General features: G+C 32.8%; 16 protein-coding genes and 1 pseudogene. 7 read left to right on the top strand and 10 right to left on the bottom strand.

Features of this window, described 5'->3' with window-relative positions; translation table 11 throughout:
- Window positions 1-50: 50 nt before the first annotated feature.
- From P178_RS0119910 to P178_RS0119900, 3 genes are all read right to left on the bottom strand, one after another.
- A complete protein-coding gene (locus tag P178_RS0119910) occupies window positions 51-1,892 on the bottom strand; it encodes a PAS domain S-box protein (RefSeq protein WP_197026825.1) in 1,842 nt (613 codons plus the stop codon).
- A gap of 123 nt (window positions 1,893-2,015) precedes the next feature.
- Entirely contained in the window at window positions 2,016-2,468 is a 453-nt protein-coding gene (gene coaD / locus P178_RS0119905; protein WP_027067885.1) for a pantetheine-phosphate adenylyltransferase, read from the bottom strand.
- A gap of 31 nt (window positions 2,469-2,499) precedes the next feature.
- A complete protein-coding gene (locus P178_RS0119900; RefSeq protein WP_027067884.1) occupies window positions 2,500-3,474 on the bottom strand; it encodes a D-alanine--D-alanine ligase in 975 nt (324 codons plus the stop codon).
- A gap of 172 nt (window positions 3,475-3,646) precedes the next feature.
- Here P178_RS0119900 and P178_RS0119895 point away from each other — a divergent pair, with 172 nt between their 5' ends.
- The 4 genes from P178_RS0119895 (at window position 3,647) to P178_RS0119880 (ending at window position 6,528) form a co-directional block, all read left to right on the top strand.
- Window positions 3,647-4,237 (top strand): PASTA domain-containing protein, encoded by a 591-nt coding sequence (locus P178_RS0119895; protein ID WP_027067883.1) that lies wholly within the window; start codon window positions 3,647-3,649, stop codon window positions 4,235-4,237.
- Window positions 4,238-5,266, top strand: coding sequence for an RluA family pseudouridine synthase (locus P178_RS0119890; RefSeq protein ID WP_027067882.1), 1,029 nt, complete (start codon window positions 4,238-4,240; stop codon window positions 5,264-5,266).
- Window positions 5,267-5,356: 90 nt separating this feature from the next.
- Window positions 5,357-6,118, top strand: a complete 762-nt coding sequence (yaaA, locus tag P178_RS0119885) for a peroxide stress protein YaaA (RefSeq protein ID WP_027067881.1) — start codon at window positions 5,357-5,359, stop codon at window positions 6,116-6,118.
- 47 nt (window positions 6,119-6,165) lie between these two features.
- On the top strand, window positions 6,166-6,528 hold the full coding sequence (locus P178_RS0119880) for a hypothetical protein (RefSeq protein WP_027067880.1): 363 nt from the start codon (window positions 6,166-6,168) through the stop codon (window positions 6,526-6,528).
- A 4-nt stretch (window positions 6,529-6,532) separates the two neighbouring features.
- Here P178_RS0119880 and P178_RS22995 read toward each other — a convergent pair whose 3' ends face one another.
- Window positions 6,533-6,661 carry a 30S ribosomal protein THX gene (locus P178_RS22995; protein ID WP_081819477.1) on the bottom strand — a complete coding sequence of 43 codons (129 nt, stop codon included), beginning with the start codon at window positions 6,659-6,661 and terminating at the stop codon, window positions 6,533-6,535.
- 83 nt (window positions 6,662-6,744) lie between these two features.
- On the opposite strand from P178_RS22995, the pseudogene P178_RS22445 reads away from it, so the two are divergent.
- Together P178_RS22445 and P178_RS0119865 are read left to right on the top strand one after the other, a co-directional pair.
- Window positions 6,745-7,412, top strand: a pseudogene (locus P178_RS22445) (uracil-DNA glycosylase family protein).
- A 284-nt stretch (window positions 7,413-7,696) separates the two neighbouring features.
- Complete coding sequence (locus P178_RS0119865; RefSeq protein ID WP_027067879.1) at window positions 7,697-10,243, top strand: phosphoenolpyruvate carboxylase; 2,547 nt, start codon at window positions 7,697-7,699, stop codon at window positions 10,241-10,243.
- A 139-nt stretch (window positions 10,244-10,382) separates the two neighbouring features.
- Here the strand turns inward: P178_RS0119865 and P178_RS0119860 are convergent, their stop codons facing one another.
- A complete protein-coding gene (locus P178_RS0119860; protein WP_027067878.1) occupies window positions 10,383-11,879 on the bottom strand; it encodes a M20/M25/M40 family metallo-hydrolase in 1,497 nt (498 codons plus the stop codon).
- A gap of 197 nt (window positions 11,880-12,076) precedes the next feature.
- Between P178_RS0119860 and P178_RS0119855 the strand changes: the two genes are divergently transcribed.
- Complete coding sequence (locus P178_RS0119855; protein WP_027067877.1) at window positions 12,077-13,816, top strand: RagB/SusD family nutrient uptake outer membrane protein; 1,740 nt, start codon at window positions 12,077-12,079, stop codon at window positions 13,814-13,816.
- Window positions 13,817-13,824: 8 nt separating this feature from the next.
- On the opposite strand, the gene trpA is transcribed toward P178_RS0119855, so the two are convergent.
- The 5 genes from trpA to trpD are packed head-to-tail and all read right to left on the bottom strand — an operon-like array spanning window position 13,825 to window position 18,236.
- On the bottom strand, window positions 13,825-14,589 hold the full coding sequence (trpA, locus tag P178_RS0119850) for a tryptophan synthase subunit alpha (RefSeq protein ID WP_027067876.1): 765 nt from the start codon (window positions 14,587-14,589) through the stop codon (window positions 13,825-13,827).
- A gap of 7 nt (window positions 14,590-14,596) precedes the next feature.
- Window positions 14,597-15,781: a tryptophan synthase subunit beta gene (trpB, locus tag P178_RS0119845; RefSeq protein ID WP_027067875.1), complete on the bottom strand. Its 1,185-nt coding sequence runs from the start codon at window positions 15,779-15,781 to the stop codon at window positions 14,597-14,599.
- Window positions 15,778-16,404: a phosphoribosylanthranilate isomerase gene (locus P178_RS0119840; protein ID WP_027067874.1), complete on the bottom strand. Its 627-nt coding sequence runs from the start codon at window positions 16,402-16,404 to the stop codon at window positions 15,778-15,780. The genes trpB and P178_RS0119840 overlap by 4 nt, the downstream gene beginning before the upstream one ends.
- Complete coding sequence (gene trpC / locus P178_RS0119835) at window positions 16,404-17,189, bottom strand: indole-3-glycerol phosphate synthase TrpC (protein WP_027067873.1); 786 nt, start codon at window positions 17,187-17,189, stop codon at window positions 16,404-16,406. The genes P178_RS0119840 and trpC overlap by 1 nt, the downstream gene beginning before the upstream one ends.
- Before the next feature lie 51 nt (window positions 17,190-17,240).
- Window positions 17,241-18,236 (bottom strand): anthranilate phosphoribosyltransferase, encoded by a 996-nt coding sequence (gene trpD / locus P178_RS0119830; RefSeq protein ID WP_027067872.1) that lies wholly within the window; start codon window positions 18,234-18,236, stop codon window positions 17,241-17,243.
- Window position 18,237: the final 1 nt, after the last annotated feature.

Here is an 18,237-nt window from a genome sequence, read left to right as displayed (position 1 = left end):
TTATCATTTACGTTGTAAAAGATTCAAAAAGCTACTTTATCAATTATTTTCTACTTCTTATTGAAATGAAACCTGAAAGTAGTTCCTTGGTTAGGTGTGCTTTCTACTGTAATTTTACCCTTCATAGCATCCATCTGGTTTTTAGTAATGTAAAGACCAATTCCTCTAGAATCTTTATGTCTATGAAAAGTTCTATAAAGACCAAAAAGCTGCTTGCCAAATCTATCTAAATCAATACCTAAACCATTATCTTCTATACTTAATATGGTGTAGTTCTTATCTTCTTCCACACTTAAAATGATAATTGGCTTTTTATCTTCGCTTCTGTATTTAATTGAATTGGTAATGCAATTTGTTAAGATGCTATTTAGATAGGCGGGTAATGCTTTTACTACTGTCGTATCGGGAATTTCGTTTATAATTTTTCCGTTCGTTTCCTTTAGAAGTCCGGCAATATTTTGTTCAACAACAAATAAGCTTTCATTTAAAGAAAGTGGTTTCTTTTCTTCGTTAATACTAGATTTTACAGCAACAATTTCTCTTAAACCTTTTATAGTTTCAGATAAATTATCTGAGGCACTGAACAACATGCTCATGAATTTATTTCGCTGTACTTTACCCGTTTCGTCATTTAAGAAGTTAAGCAATAGCGAAAAATTGGTTGCATGCGTTTTTAGATTGTGAGAAACCATGTGTGCAAAATTTAATAGTTGCTCATTTTTCTCTCTTGATGATGATATAGTGTCTTTCAAGTTTCGCTCTAACTTAGCTTGTGTCGTAATATTCTCTACGGTGCATAAAAGACCTTTAACACCATCTTTATTTTCAATTAAAGTACCTGTTATTTTAATATTTAAATTATGATTTTTCTGATTTGTATAAGTACATTTTATAGGTTTAAAAGAACCATGTTCTGTTAATTGCGCTTTTAAATCAGCAATTTTATTTTTGATTTGACCATTAATAAATTTTTTATAATTATGTCCTAAAAAATGCTCTTTATTATAACATGTAAGCTTACTGAAGTTTTGGTTGACATCTATAAATTTACCTGTGGTCATATCTATAATTGCCATACCTAATGGCACTTTTTCAAATAATGGATACTCAGATGAAATCTCGTTTACATTATTCTCTTTCTTTAATCTACTTTCATTAATGTTTTGAATTGTACCAATAATTCTAGTGCATTTACTCCCTTTAAATTTTGGTCTACCAATGGTATTTACCCATATAACCTCTCCATCAGATTTTTTTAACTGTAATTTTTCATTCCAAGGTTTGCCAGAATTTATTGCTTCGGAAACTAGTTTTTTGATAATTTCTTGAGATTCTTCTACATAGAAATTAATAGAATTTTCTAGTGTAGGTTTAAAATCTGAAGACAGCCCATAAATTTTGTTAACGATCGGTGTCCAATTTAAAGTTTCATTTTGCACATCATAATCCCAACTTCCAATTTTTGCGACAGAACTTTTTTGATTTAGTATAAGTTTTGTCTTATGAAGTTCAATTTCAAGTTCTTGAGTTTTAGAAATAGGTTCTACTTTAATAATGACTCCTATAATATTTCCGTAACCATCTTTCCATGGGTTTAAATGCCAGATAGAATCTTTAGAAGAATATTGACAGTTTTTTGCATTGTATTTGAACTTAATATCTCGTAATCCGTCTAAACTATATTTTAAACGGGCTTGTAAATCTTGTGATAATTCAGGGAACAAATCAATGAAATTCTTACCTTCTATATCGTTTAATTCAAGTCGATAATTAGCCTGCCATCTTGGAGATGCACTAATTAGATTAAAATTTGTATCAATAATTACAATAGATGATGGAATTTGATTAATCCAATCTAATGAAAAAGACGAGTTATTTTGTGATTTAAACATAGGTAGAAAGAATTTTCCTACGAATTTATAGGAATATTCCATCTTACGTATACAAATTGTTGTGATTTTGCGAAAATGTGTTGTTGAAATGGCCAAAGTTGTTGTGTGGCCGATGAACTACATCTATTTTCTTACAGAATCTGGTACTAAGCCCGTATAATCACCGCCATTGCGAATTACGTCTCTTACAATAGAGGAACTTATATATGATTTACCCGATGAGGTCAATAAAAACACGGTTTCTATCTCAGATAATTTTCTATTTGTATGGGCAATTGCCTTCTCAAATTCAAAATCTCCTGGGTTTCTTAATCCTCTTAAAATAAAGTTTGCGTCTACTTTCTTACAAAAATCCACTGTAAGGCCTTCATATGACTTTACAGATATGGAAGGTACATCTTTAAAAGACTCTTCTATAAAAGCAATACGCTTTTCAAGACTGAACATGTATTTTTTGTCGGCATTTTTACCTATTGCAATAATTATTTCATCGAACAGCGTTATACCACGCATAATAATATCATGATGACCTAAGGTTAAAGGATCAAAAGAACCTGGAAATATTGCACGTCTCATAGATGGGTTTTACTTTTTAAATATAGGTATTTTAAGACAATGCCTCTGTAATTGCATGCTCAAATAACATACTTAGTTCAATGCCAGCTTCTTTAGCTTGTTGTGGTAATATACTCGCTGTAGTTAAACCAGGTGTTGTATTCATTTCTAATAAGAAAGGCTCATCGCCAATAAATATAAATTCGCTTCTAGAAAAGCCGGTCATCTTTAATACATCGTATATTTTTTTTGCTGCGATGGTGACGTTCTTTAATTGAATAGGGTTTATTCTAGCAGGAGTTATTTCTTGAGATTTTCCTTCATATTTAGCTTCGTAATCAAAGAAGTCGTTTTCGGTAACTATTTCTGTAATAGGTAAAACAGTAGTGATTCCTTTTAATTTTAAAACACCAACAGAAACTTCGGTTCCTTCGAGGAAGCCTTCAATTATAATTTCATCATCTTCTTTATAAGCGGTTTCAATGGCACCCTTTAGTTCAGAAGACTTATATACTTTAGTGATACCATAGCTGCTTCCAGATTTGTTTGCTTTAACGAAACAGGGGAGTTTTACTTTATCTATAATTTCTATTTCATTGATAGTATCACCCAAATTTAGATAGTAAGATGGTGCAGCTTTAATTCCGTAAGGTTTTAAAACACTTAGTAAATCTCTTTTATTGAAAGTTAGCGCTGCTTGGTAGAAATTACAAGTAGTATGCCTTATTCCTAATAATTCAAAATAAGCTTGCATTAGTCCATCTTCACCAGGAGAACCATGTATGGCATTAAAAACACAATCAAATGTTATTGAATTACCATCTTTAGGTATTGAGAAATCGTTTCGATCTATAGGGGTTTCATTATCTGCATCATCAACATAAACCCATTTGTTTTTGAAAATATGTATTCTATATAGATTAAATTTTTCTTTGTTCAGGTAATTATAGACCACATTACCACTTTTAAGCGATATTTTATATTCACTAGAATAACCGCCCATTATAATTGCTATATTTTTTTTCATTTATGGTCTATTAAGAATGTAAAAGCAAAGATGAAGCATTGAAATAAAATAAAAAAGAAAACAATCAGCATTAATACAAATAGAATTAATTTTTAAGGATGAAGTAACTATAAACCGAAGCCGTAGAATGGTATGGGGGCATTTACTATATTTGTCGGGTCAAATAATAAGTATGAAGAATTTTTTCAATTTTTTAAAAAGTAAAACCTTTTTTATTCAATTAGGTCTTGCGTTGTTGGTGTTGATTGTTGTGATTTTTGTCACATTAAGATACCTGAACAGTACCACCAACCACGGTGAGTTCGTAGAAGTGCCAGATTTTTCAAAAAAATCGGTTATGGATATGAGAAAATCAATTGAAGAAGCCGGCTTAAGATATGAAGTATTGGATTCTGCGAATTATAACCCAGACTACCCAAGATTTTCTATTATTGAACAAAACCCTTCTGCAGGATCAAAAGTAAAAGAAAATAGAAAAATATATTTTACGGTTAATCCATCCGGATATAAAAAAGTTACCGTTCCAAAAATCATTCAGGTTACCAAGCGTAATGCCTCTTCAATGTTAAAAGCTGTAGGTTTAGATGTGCAAAGGGTAACCTATGTAGATGAATTAGGAAAGGATATGGTATACCAAATAAAATACAAAGGCAAGTATATTAAGCCTGGCGATAAATTACCTAAAACATCCAAAATAGAATTGATCTGTGGTAATGGTAGTATTACGGAAAGAGCAGTAATTAAATCGGAATCTGAAGATTAGATGGAGAATATTGAGCAGCCAGAGAATGAAGATGGAGAGCTTTTTGAGCATCATAAAATAGTAGCATCAAAAGGTCAAGAACCGTTAAGGGTAGATAAATTTTTAATGAATTTCATTGAAAATGCTACTCGAAATAAAATACAACAATCTGCAAAAAACGGACATGTTTGGGTCAATGATCAGATTGTGAAATCTAATTATAAGGTAAAAGCAGGTGATGAGGTTAAGGTGTTATTTGAACATCCGCCACATGAATTTTTATTAGTACCAGAAGATATTCCTTTAGATATCGTCTATGAAGACGATGTTTTGTTAATTGTGAATAAACCCGCTGGGATGGTAGTACACCCTGGTCATGGAAATTATTCTGGGACATTGATAAACGCACTTATTTTTCATACCGATAATTTACCATCTAACAGTAATGAGAGACCAGGTTTGGTTCATCGTATAGATAAAGATACTTCAGGCCTTTTAGTAGTGGCAAAGACAGAAGCCGCTATGACGCATTTGGCAAAGCAATTTTTTGATAAAACTTCTGAACGTGAATATATAGCTCTGGTTTGGGGAAATATTGAAGAAGACGAAGGTACAGTTGTAGGTAATGTGGGTAGAAACCCAAAGAACCGTCTACAAATGCATGTTTTTCCAGATGGTGAAGAAGGTAAAGAAGCGGTTACACATTTTAAGGTTTTGGAAAGGTTGGGTTATGTTACTCTAGTGTCTTGTAAATTAGAGACAGGTAGAACCCACCAAATTCGTGTGCATATGAAATACATAGGGCATACGTTGTTTAATGATGAGCGTTATGGAGGTGAAAAAATCTTAAAAGGAACAACATTTACAAAATACAAGCAATTTGTAGATAATACCTTTAAGTTACTGCCAAGACAAGCATTACACGCCAAGACATTGGGCTTTATACACCCTGTAACCGGAGAGCATATGAGTTTTGATTCAGAAGTGCCAGAAGACATGACAAATGCTATTGAAAAATGGCGTAGTTACAGTAAAAATAGCACAGAATAAGATTTCTCAATACCGCTATTTAAACTCTTTTTTATCTTTTGTAGGTCTTCCAATTTATCCTTTTTATTTTTGGGCTATTAAAATTGCACTATGAAAATTGTTATTTCTCCGGCTAAGTCATTGAATTATGAAGCTGAGCTTCCTACAGCAACATATACCTCTCCAAAATTTATAGAGGATGCGGAAAAACTGAATAAGATATTAAAGAAAAAGAAGCCTAAAGCTCTTTCAGAATTAATGTCCATCTCAGATAATCTTGCACAATTGAACTGGCAAAGAAATCAAGATTTTAGTATTCCGTTTACACCGGAAAATTCAAGACCTGCAATTTTTGCGTTTAGCGGAGATGTGTATCAAGGTCTAGATGCCTATACGTTATCTGAAAATAAAATTGATAAACTTCAACAAACGCTTCGTATTTTATCCGGTCAATATGGTATTTTAAAACCGTTGGATTTAATGCAGCCCTATCGTTTGGAAATGGGCACTTCCTTAAAAATTGGTAGAAATAAAAATCTATATGAATATTGGGGCAGTAGGCTTACCGATCATTTAAATAATGAAATGGTTGAGGGTGAGTTGTTGGTTAATTTAGCAAGTAATGAATACTATAGTGCTTTGCAGCCAAAGAATATCAAAGCAGAAATTATTACACCAATTTTTAAAGATTGGAAGAATGATAAATTAAAGATAATCAGTTTTTTTGCAAAAAAAGCTAGAGGAGCTATGGTAAGGTATATTATTGACGCCGATGCAAAAACACTGTCAGATATAAAAGGGTTTAATTTAGATGATTATGAATTTAGTCAAGAGCATACCCTAAAAGAAAATCAACCCGTCTTTATAAGATAAAATATTATCTACTCTTTTTCGTTCTTAAGTATATATAAAATACGTTTATGAAAAGGGTTCTTTTACTTGCAGTTATTTGTGTTGTAACGTTATTATCTTGTACAGATAGAGATGATGAATTTAACTTTGTAAATATTCGCATTCAGAATAGTACAGAGCTCTTATTCACAGAAGTGCGTATTGCGCAGAAAGATACTGTTTTTGAAAATGTTGAGGCAGGTAAATTCTCTGAATATATGGAATTTGAAACTGCATCTTCAAATATGGCAATAAGTATTCAGACAGATTCTACCAGCTTAAATTATGTTCCAACTGAAGTTGCTTATGACTCATTGCCAATGGGTTTTTATACTTATGAAATTTCTTTAGATGAAGAAAATCAAGTAGACGTCATTTTTAGGATTGACTAAATGATTATTTCTTTTTATTAATTTTTATTTTTTCTTCAATTGTAGGTCTTTTTTTGATTTTACGAGGTCTTCTTGCTCCGTAAGAATTGTTTGATATTTTCCCTTTTTTCGATTTCTTATCTCCCTTACCCATATCTCTATTTCTTTACTTTCTTTTAAAGTTAGTAATTTAGTAACGATTTGTCTACTGAATGGGCTCAAGAGAATTAAACTATAATGCAAAACGTTTTTGAACACACTCACCCATACACTCCATTTATTGATAACACTACCTTAAAGCTTATTGTTGGCACCTTACCACCGCCACGTTTTACAACAGGAGAATTGAAGGATGGCGATGTTAATTTTTGTTATGGTAGTAGAGATGGGCAGTTGTGGCCAATTTTAGATAAGATTTTCAATTTAAATCTTAAGTATGAAACAACAGCAAGCGCAATAGAGCAGCGCAAAGCTTTTTTAAAATCTAGACGTATAGGTGTCTGTGATATTGTAGCTTCGGCAGAACGCCATAAAATGGACGCATCTGATATTGGAATGCAGAATGTAGTTTTAAGAAATGTATTATGTTATTTAGAAAAATACCCTAATGTAAATACACTTCTTTTTACAGGAGGAAACAGCAAGAACGGACCTGAGTATTTTTTAGAAAACACTTGAAGGAAAATTCTGTTACACTAAAGAACGTTTCTAATGTTGTACCTAGAATTCATGAATTTACTCATCCTTCTACAGATAAAATAATAAAAACAGTATCTTTAATTGCACCCTCAGGTGCGGCAAATAGAGCAGTGGGTAGTCTAGAAAGTTATAAGAAAATGAAAAAAGAAAACCCTACTTTTAACACAGTAGATTTCAGGGTACTTCAGTATAGCGCTTATTTCTAGTCTTTAAAACCTTTATAAACTAAAAAGAGTCTTGTTTTTAAACAAGACTCTTTTACGAGAACACTATATGAAAATGAAAAAATTTATTATTTACTAACATTGTAAATGTAGATAGCTTTAGGTGTTTTGCGGAATATTTGTTGCCAATACAGAGAATTTTGTGGTATACTTCGTTGAATATGATATTTCACAAAAATGATTCTCTAAGTTCCCTAGGATTAGCGATATTTATGTTCGAATTTTATCGAGTTAACCATAATGGTACGCTCAAAAGTTTTTGATATATGCAACAACAAGAAAGATTGGCGGAGTTTAAGAAATCTGTCCAAAATAAATTTAATGTCTATAACAGTCTATTTCTTAATCTTCCCTACGAGAACATTGAAAATGTAGGCATGTTAATTCCATTATTGCTTAATCAATCTGAAAAGGGATTGAGCAACGGTCTTAACCCGAAGGAGATTCTTGAGAATTTTTTCGAGAATTTTGTAGAAATAAAATCTGAAAAGGAACAAATAGATTTTATGTTCCGTATCATACAATACGTAGAGCGCCAAGTAGTTCTTTATGATAGTGTAGAAGATGCGGCATTTCCAAAATTGCACAAACATTCTAGTTCATTGTCTTTGAAAGATTATTTTCAATTAGTTGAAAAGAATAATTCATGGGATACAATTTGGGATAAGCTAAGCAACTTTAGTGCAAGGATAGTTTTAACCGCACACCCAACACAATTCTACACACCAGCTGTTTTAGATATTATTACGAACTTAAGAACATTGATTCTAGAAGATAAGATTGATGAAATTGATGTAGGGTTACAGCAGTTGGGCTTAACATCTTTAGTCAATGCAAAAAAACCTACACCATTAGATGAAGCTAAGAATATAATCTACACACTAAGACATGTGTATTATGACGCTATTGGCGAGATGTATGCATATATTAAGGGCAGCGTAGGTTCTAAGCAGTTTGAAAACCATGATATTGTAAAGTTAGGATTTTGGCCTGGAGGTGATCGTGATGGAAACCCATTTGTAACTGCCGATATTACTAGAGATGTAATGAACGAGTTACGTTTAACTTTAATGAAATGTTATTATAATGACCTTAAAGGTCTTGTGCATAAACTGACTTTTAAAGACGTACAAGAACCGTTGCAAAAATTGCGCTCAAACTTGTATACGGCTATGTTTGATAGTTCTAAGGATATTGGATATGAAGATTTAATCTTACCGTTAGAGGAGATTAGGTTAATACTTATTGAAAAATATCAAGGACTTTACTTAAAAGACTTAGAGAAATTTATTGATAAAGTAAAGATTTTTAAAGTCCATTTTGCTACCATAGATATAAGACAAGACCATAGTATGCACACTAAGGTAATGGTAGAGGTTTTGAAAAAGAACTCTTTAATAAAAGAAGACCTAAGTGAATTAACCGAAGAGCGATTAATTGATATTCTTTTACATGAGAATTTACAGTTAAATGCAAATGATTATGAAGAGGAAATTGTAAAGGATACTATCAAGAATATTCTTCAATTACAGACTATACAGGATAAAAATGGTGAAGAAGGTTGTAATAGGTATATCATTAGTAATTCAGAAGATATATTTTCTATCCTCTTTGTTTACGCATTGTTTAGATGGTGTGGTTGGGCAGATAAAGAAATAACCTTTGACATTGTACCATTGTTTGAAACCATGAACGGTATGGATAATGCGCAGGCTACAATGCAATTCTTATTTAATTTACCAGAATATAAAGCACATTTAGAGAGCAGAAATAAAAAACAGACCATTATGCTAGGTTTTTCTGACGGAACCAAAGATGGTGGCTATTTAAAAGCAAACTGGTCTATTTTGAAAACCAAAGAAGAATTATCAGAGGTTTGTGATGAACATGATATTGCAGCTGTGTTCTTTGACGGTAGAGGAGGACCACCAGCAAGAGGAGGTGGTAAAACACACCGTTTTTATGCAGCACAGACTAATAAGGTTGCAAATAATGAAATTCAATTAACAATACAAGGTCAGACCATTACCAGTACCTACGGAACAAAAGAGCAGTTCATTTATAATAGTGAACAGTTGTTAACGGCAGGTTTGTCTAATACTATTTTAGATAAGGAAATTGTTATTTCTGATGCGGATAGAGATTTAATAGAAGAATTATCTGAATTAAGTTTTAAGAAGTATGATGATTTAAAACATCATGATAAGTTTATGCCGTACTTAGAAAATATGAGTACGCTAAAGTATTACACTAAAGCCAATATTGGTAGTAGACCAGGTAAGAGAGGTAATAAGGCTAAATTAGAATTATCAGATTTAAGGGCAATTTCTTTTGTAGGTTCTTGGAGTCAATTGAAGCAAAATGTGCCAGGTTATTATGGTATAGGTACTGCTTTAAAGAAAATGGAAGATGACGGGCGTTTTGCAGAGGCACAACGATTGTATGAGGAAGTACCATTTTTTCAAGCTTTAATGATGAATAGTATGATGAGTCTTTCTAAATGTTATTTTGAACTGACAAGTTATATGAAGGAGAACGAAGAGTATGGTGCTTTTTGGGAAATTCTACATGCAGAATACAAGCTGTCAACCGCAATGCTTTTGAAGTTATCAGGAATGGAGTTTTTAATGCAGAAAGAAGCTATCTCTAGAGAGTCTATTAAAATTCGTGAGAACATTGTGTTGCCATTATTGGTGATTCAACAATACGCACTTCAAAGAATAGGTGAAGGTACCGAGTATAAAGAGTTGTATGAGAAAATTGTAACAAGGTCTCTTTATGGTAATATTAATGCAAGTAGAAATTCTGCTTAATAGTTAATGATTTTAATGTAAAATGGCTCTGTAAATTATATACAGAGCCATTTTCTATTTTAGGGTTTATTTTTTGCCTTATGTGGAATAACTAGCAAGAACATTAATTCTATATCTTATTCATGTTGTTTTGGCTAGTTTATTCTTTTGAGGTACTTAAAATGGCATAAAATGTTTCAATACCATAAGCTATTTGCCCAATTTTTAAATTCTCATTAGGGCTATGTTGATTGTTGTCAGGGTTAACCATAGGAACGATAAATGCCGGAATTTTCAATTCATTGATGAAAGGAGATATAGGAACTGTACCACCCATAATTCTAATTTGTACAGGCTTTTCTCCAAATTTATTTTCCATAGTTTTTACAATACTATTTCCAAAAGGGTTATTTAAATCTGTGCGGAAAGCATCGGTAACAGAACCTTCTTTAATAGTAACAATTCTGTCATATTTTAAACGGTCTTCTTTGGTAGGCTCAGTAGCCATAACATGATAACCTTGATTTTTAATATGGTCTTTTACTAAGTTTTTAAGTCTGGTACCATCAGATTCTGGTACTAATCTTAAATCTAATTCTGCAGTAGCCGTTGCCGGTACTATTGTTCTTGCTTTCTCGCCAATCCATGCAGATCCTAATCCCCTAATGTTTAAGGAAGGATACTGTAAAGCTTCTTGATAAAAGCTACCTACTTTCTCAGGATTGGCAATTGCTAGGTTGGTGTTGATTTCTTCCACATTGTCTGGTACACTTTTTAATATTTCTAGTGTAGCTTCATCTAAAGTAATACCGTCATAATATCCTTTAACTAAAACTCTACCATCAACATCTTTCATGGTGGCTAGTAATTGAGCTAATTGAAAACCAGGGTTTGGTGCATAGTTGCCATAATGACCACTGTGCTGAGGTTTTATTGGACCGTAAGTAGTTATAGATAATGTTGTGATACCTCTACAGCCATACACGATAGTCGGTTTCCCAGACACATGTACGGGTCCGTCATTAATAACTAGAAAATCTGCCTTAAGTAAATCTTTATAGGTACGCACAGCTTTTGGTAATGGTGCGCTACTCTTTTCTTCTTCACTATCTAAAATAACTTTTACATTATAAGGTAAGTCTACTTTGTCTTTTTTAAGCGCATCTATAGCATTTAGGAACATCACAATAGGTCCTTTATCATCAGATGTTGACCTTCCAAATAGTCTCCAATCATAATTAATATCATCGGTTAAATCTGAAAAGGATTCTTTTTTCCAACCATCTTCGGTTTTAGATTTCAATTCTATTTTGTATGGATCTGATTGGTCCCATTTTGTAACATCTACAGATTGCCCATCTAAATGCATATAAAATAGAATCGTTGGTTTATTGTCATCTATTGGTAAGTTGGCAAAAAATAGGGGTAAACCTTCGGTTTCAAGAATGGTGCTATTGAATCCTCTCTCAGTAAACTTTTTTCTAAGCCAATACAAGTTTGTGTCTATATCATCTGCATTTAAAGCATCATTTGGTATGGCTACAAATTCTCTTAGTTCAGTTATTGCATTTGCAACCTTAGATTTTATAAGAACTGAATCTTGTGAGTAGGCAGAATAAAGTGATAAGAATAATAGAAGGGTAAGAAATTTTTTCATTTTCGTTCTCGTGAATATATTCTTTAAATGTAAGGAAAATAGAGTAAAAAATACGCATTAGGGACAATAACGTAAATTATGGCAAGTCATAAACTTTAATATAAAAATAGATACATAATATTATTATTTATTGATGCGAATTTTAATTTTTGAATTAAAAAATTCTATTACTTTGATAGGTTTATAAATTGTAAAAAATGAAAAATTATATTCAATATTTCTTGTTGTTTTTTGTGCTTTATTCATGTTCTGATGATAATACAATTTCTGAGGTTGAAGAGATTGATTCTGGAAATATTGAAGTTACTGTTTTACTGGGGTCTGAAGCTGCAATTGGTGCAGTGGTGACTACAAATCCAGAAACTAGAACATTGGTAGTTGGAGAATCTGGTGTAGTGGTTTTTAATACTATTGATTCAGGTAATTATGTAGTCAACGTGGTGTTGAACCAAAATCCTGATTTTGTATATTTTCAAGAAATTGTACTTACTAAAAATGAAACTGAAAAGATTATTTTCAATATCCCTGAAATACCAGTTGTAACTGAGCAAGAATTGGATGTTGATTTTTTATTAAATGCATCATATGATAATTTGCGATCAATATTTAATGCAGATGCATATTTATCATATTGGGGAGATACTGGTACGGATATATTAAAAGCTAATCCAAATTTTGATAGTAATCTGGTTGATTTAGATGCCTATTCTTTCAATGCTCAATCTACTATAGTAAATCAGGTTTGGACAGAACATTATATTCAAATAAGGGGCGTGAATTTGGGTATTGACTATTTATTGGACTCTTCAAACGTTGTAACAAGTGAGATTGACAGAAAAGAATTAGAAGCGAATTTTAAATTTTTAAGAAGTTTATTGTATTTCAATCTAATTAAAATTTATGGTAATCCGCTTTTAAGTATAACAGCCGAAATAGATTTAAGCGGTCCGCCAAACTATCCTCAAAATCCAAATACCACCTTTGCTCAAATAGAAGACGATTTGCTTTATGCAATTGAAAATTTACCAGTTTCAAATAGTAATGAGCGTGGCAATCAGTTGAGTGCAAGATTGTTATTGGCCAAGGTCTATATGACCATGGCCGGCTTTCCTTTAAATGAATCCAGTAAATACAGTAATGCTTTAGAACAGTTAAAAGTACTTCAAGGTCAATATGAATTAATGGTAGGTTATAATTCTATTTTTAACGAAGAAAATGAATCTTCTAATAGTGAAATTATATTTAAAATTACTTTTGATGGAGGTGAAAATTCTAAAAGTTCTTTTAACGATTATTGGGGCCCCTTGGGTATTTCTTCGAAAGATGCTTTGTTACTTGTTTCTGGTTTTGAAAATTCATTCAATAAAGCATTATCATTTGAGAACCCTGTAAGTTTTCCGATAGAAATTGAAGACAATCGGTTTAAAAATACAATAGCGACATTCTCTATATCTGGGGGTAGTATTGTTAATGAAGAAGATCCAAAGAATTGGAGACCTTTAAAATGGTATAATGGAGAATTACCAGATGCAAATTTTGAGTCTATATCGTTTGACTATCCTCTTTTAAGATATGCTGATGTATTGTTGTTATTAGCTGAAGCTGAGAATGAAGTAAATGGGCCAACTCCTTTAGCTTATGCAGCAATCAATCAAGTTCGGGAAAGAGCATTTGGGAATACCGAGAACAATGTTCCCGGTAATCTTAATAAAGAACAATTCTTTAATATAATTTATTTAGAGCGAAAATTAGAATTATGTTTTGAAGGCTATAGACGAGATGACTTAGTTAGATGGAATAAGCTTCAAGATGTTATCGATAATTTTAACTCTACTAATGACTTTTCTAAAGACTACCAACCGCATGAGTACATTTGGCCTATACCGCAATCGGAAATAGACTTAAATCCAAATGCAATACAAAATCCAGGTTATTAGAAGGTTGATCATCGAATTGTCTTAACAAACTCAGCAACAGCGTTAGGTCCATTAGTCGTCAAATGTTTAATAAAAGCCGAACCAATTATAGCGCCTTTCGCAGTTTTTGTAGCTTGTTGAAATGTTTCTTCGTCTTTAATACCAAAGCCTACAATTTGCGGGTTTTTTAAATTCATGGCTGAAATACGCTCAAAATAGTTTTCTTGTTCTTGACCAAAACCAGATTTAGAACCTGTAACACTTGCTGAACTAACCATGTAGATAAATCCGTCAGAAGCACTGTCGATCTGATCAATACGTTCATCACTAGTTTGTGGTGTAATCAAGAATACATTTATGAGTCCGTATTTTTTAAATGTGGCTTCGTAATCTTCTTGATAAACATCTAGTGGAAGATCAGGTAAAATGAGTCCATCAATACCAATTTCTTGACATTTTTTACAGAATGCCTCAACACCATACTGTAGAACAGGATTAAAGTATCCCATAATAATTAAAGGTATCGAAACAGATTTACGAATATCTTTTATTTGATTGAATAGTATTTCTGTAGTCATTCCATTTTTCAGTGCAGCTGTAGAGCTTTCTTGAATTGTTGGTCCGTCGGCTAATGGGTCACTAAATGGTAAACCTATTTCAATCATATCAACCCCATTCTTTTCCAAATCTTGAATAATTTGTACAGTGTCTTTCAGTGAAGGGTAACCGGCGGTAAAATATATAGAAAGAAGTTTTTTATCCTCTTTTAATTTCGATGTAATTCTATTGCTCATAATAAGGTTATGCTAACTTAAAGTAATCAATATAAGTGTTCAAATCTTTATCTCCACGACCAGAAAGACTAATAACGACAACATCGTCTTTTTTGAATTTCTTATGTTCAAAAATGGCAAATGCATGTCCTGTTTCTATAGCCGGAATAATACCTTCTAATTGAGAAAGCTCTAATCCTGCAGCCATAGCTTCATCATCTGTTGCCGAATAAAACTCTGCACGACCAGATTTAAATAAATGGGAGTGCATTGGTCCTACGCCGGGGTAATCTAACCCTGCAGAAATAGAATATGGTTCTGTAATTTGACCATCAGTAGTTTGCATCAACATGGTTTTACAACCGTGAATAATACCTACTTTTCCAAGAGCGGAGGTAGCTGCGCTTTCTCCAGAATTAACACCTTTACCTGCAGCTTCAACAGCAATAATGCCAACTTCAGGCTCGTGTAGAAAATGGTAGTATGTACCGGCGGCATTACTGCCACCACCAATACAAGCTATTACATAATCAGGATTTTCGCGACCTTCCTTCTCTTTTAATTGCCATTTTATTTCCTCGGAAATAACAGATTGAAAACGAGTAACCATATCAGGGTAGGGGTGTGGTCCAATAGCTGAACCAATAATATAATGTGTGTCTACCGGATTGTTGATCCAATCTCTAATTGCTTCGTTTGTAGCATCTTTTAAAGTTCTACTACCAGATTTAGCAGGGCGTACTTCGGCACCTAGCATTTTCATACGAGCGACATTTGGAGCCTGGCGGGCAATGTCAATTTCACCCATGTAAACGATGCATTCCATTCCCATTAATGCACAAACAGTAGCAGTGGCAACACCATGCTGACCTGCACCTGTTTCGGCAATAATTCTAGTCTTGCCTAATTTTTGAGCCATTAGAATTTGACCTATGGTGTTGTTTACCTTGTGCGCACCAGTATGGTTAAGATCTTCTCTTTTTAGATAAATTTTACATCCGTGCTTTTCAGAAAGGCGTTTAGCAAAATATAGGGGAGAAGGTCTACCAACATAGTCTTTTAAAAGCTGATTAAATTCTTTCTGAAAAGAATCTTCATACATCAGTTTTAAATAATTCTGTCGTAGCTCTTCTACATTTGGGTACAACATTTCAGGTATAAAGGCACCACCAAATTCTCCGTAGTATCCTTTTTCATCAGCATTATAATTCATAGCGCTTCTTTAAACTTTTGTAGTTCATCAATATTTTTTAATCCTGGTTCCAATTCAAACTGGCTATTTACATCAATAGCATAACAATATTTAGATTCAGGCAACTTCATGAATTCAGTAATCTTATCAAGATTGTTTAATCCAATACCTCCGCTTAAAAAATAAGGTTTGGTAGAAGGGTAATTTTTTAAAACGGACCAATCAAAAGTATAGCCATTGCCACCAGGTAGTTTCCCTTTAGTGTCAAAAAGGAAGTAATTGCAAACACCTTCATAAGGTTTTAAAATTCCGAAATCAAATTCCTCTTTAATAGAGAAAACTTTTATGATATCAACTTTCTGATTTTCTTTCTTAAGGTCAAAAGCAATCATAGTACAGTATTCTGGACTTTCGTGACCGTGTAATTGTAATCCCTGCAATTGATGCTGTTTTACCATCTCAACAACATAAGTATGGTCAGCATCAACAAATACTCCTACTTTACTAATTGTATGTGGAAGGTTTGGCATTTCACCTTCAAAAAATCTTGAAGAATGTTCCCAAAATATAAAGCCTAAATAGTCTGGTCGCAATTGTGCAACTTCAGTCGTATTCAGTTTCATTCCACAAATTTTAAGCTTCATTAGTTCTTTAGGTTTTTAATGAATTCAATTGCACTCTCACCAGGGTTGTTCGTTTTCATAAAATTCTCCCCAATTAAAAAGCCTTCATAACCATATGGTTTTAATTCTTTAATAGCCTCTACAGAACTAATACCACTTTCAGAAACTTTGACGAAATCATTGGGAATCAGTTTTGATAACTTTTTACTAGTTTCTAAACTAACCTCAAAAGTCTTTAGATTTCTATTGTTTACACCAAGCATATCTAAACTGGGCATAATAGATTTATGTAGTTCATCTTCGTTATGTACTTCTAACAATACATCTAAACCTAAACTTTTAGCAAGCTCTGAAAAGGTTTTTATTTCTTGTTTTGTTAAAATAGCGGCAATTAATAGAATTACGTCAGCACCATATGCTTTAGCCTCAATTATTTGATATTCACTGACAATAAATTCTTTTCGTAATAATGGTAACTGTACAGATGCTCTTGCTAATATTAAATCCTCAATAGAACCACCAAAATATTTAATGTCGGTTAAAACACTCATGCCACATACACCAGCTTTCTCATAACCTTTAGCCACCTGACCTACGTTTGCATTTTGGTTGATGCTTTCTTTGGACGGAGACCTACGTTTAAATTCGGAAATAATTCCCGTATCACTATTTCTTAGTGCTTGAGCTAAAGAAAAAGTATCCCTTTCAAAAAGTATAGAATGTTCAAATTGAGAAGGAGGAAAAATCAATTTTTTTAAATCGACTTCCTTACGTTTATCGGCTACTATTTTATCTAGAATATTCATATACTATATGTTCTTTATAATCTCGTTATAGCGAGATACGAAGCATTCTCTTTAATTTTTACTTAGTTCCTGTATTTTCTTCAATGCTATCAATCCTTTTCCACTTAGCAAAGATTCTTTAGCTCTTTCAAAACCTTGAAGTGGTGTCAAATCTTCTACCGTTGCAATAGCAATACCTGCATTGGCACACACCACATTATTTTGGGCTTCGCTACCTTTGCCTTGTAAGACGTTTAAGAAAATTTGAGCAGAAGTATCAATAGAATCTCCTCCAATAATATCACTTTGCTTAATTTGTTTCACACCAAAATCTGATGGTTTTAGCATACTCTCTGTATGGTTAGAAATAGTTTTGGTATTTCCTGTCAAAGAAATTTCATCATAACCATCTAATGCATGAAGTACAGTGAAATTTTTATCGGTCTTTTGATATAAGTATCCGTACATACGTGCCAGTTCTAAGTTGAAAACACCAACCATTTGGTTCTTTGGAAATGCAGGATTAACCATAGGACCTAACATATTAAAGAATGTTTTAACGCCTAAATCTTTTCTGATCGGAGCAACATTTTTCATGGCAGGATGAAATAAGGGAGCATGTAAAACACATATACCAGCTTCATCAATGCATTTTTCTAAAAAGCCAGCATCATTACTGAATTTTATTCCAAGAAACTCCATTACGTTGCTACTACCACATTTAGAAGAAACTCCGTAATTACCATGCTTAGTAACTTTTACGCCTGCACCTGCAGTGACAAATGATGCTAGTGTAGAAATATTAAAAGTATCTTTACCATCACCACCAGTACCACAAAGGTCAATAGGGTTGTAGGCAGATAGATCTACCGCCAAACATAAATCTAGCAAAGCATCTCTAAAACCTTCTAATTCTTCAATGGTAATACTACGCATCATGTATACGGTTAAAAAGGCCGCTATTTGACTAGTGTTGTATTCACCTTTTGCAATATTCACGAGAATACGTTTTGCATCTTCCTTTGAAAGTATTTCGTGATTTATAAGTTTATTTAGTGTCTCTTTCATT

This window comes from Maribacter sp. Hel_I_7 (assembly GCF_000688315.1).
In the GTDB taxonomy this organism is placed as follows: domain Bacteria; phylum Bacteroidota; class Bacteroidia; order Flavobacteriales; family Flavobacteriaceae; genus Maribacter; species Maribacter stanieri.
Note: the sequence above shows the minus strand (reverse complement) of the source record. Positions and strands in the feature narration are given on the sequence as shown.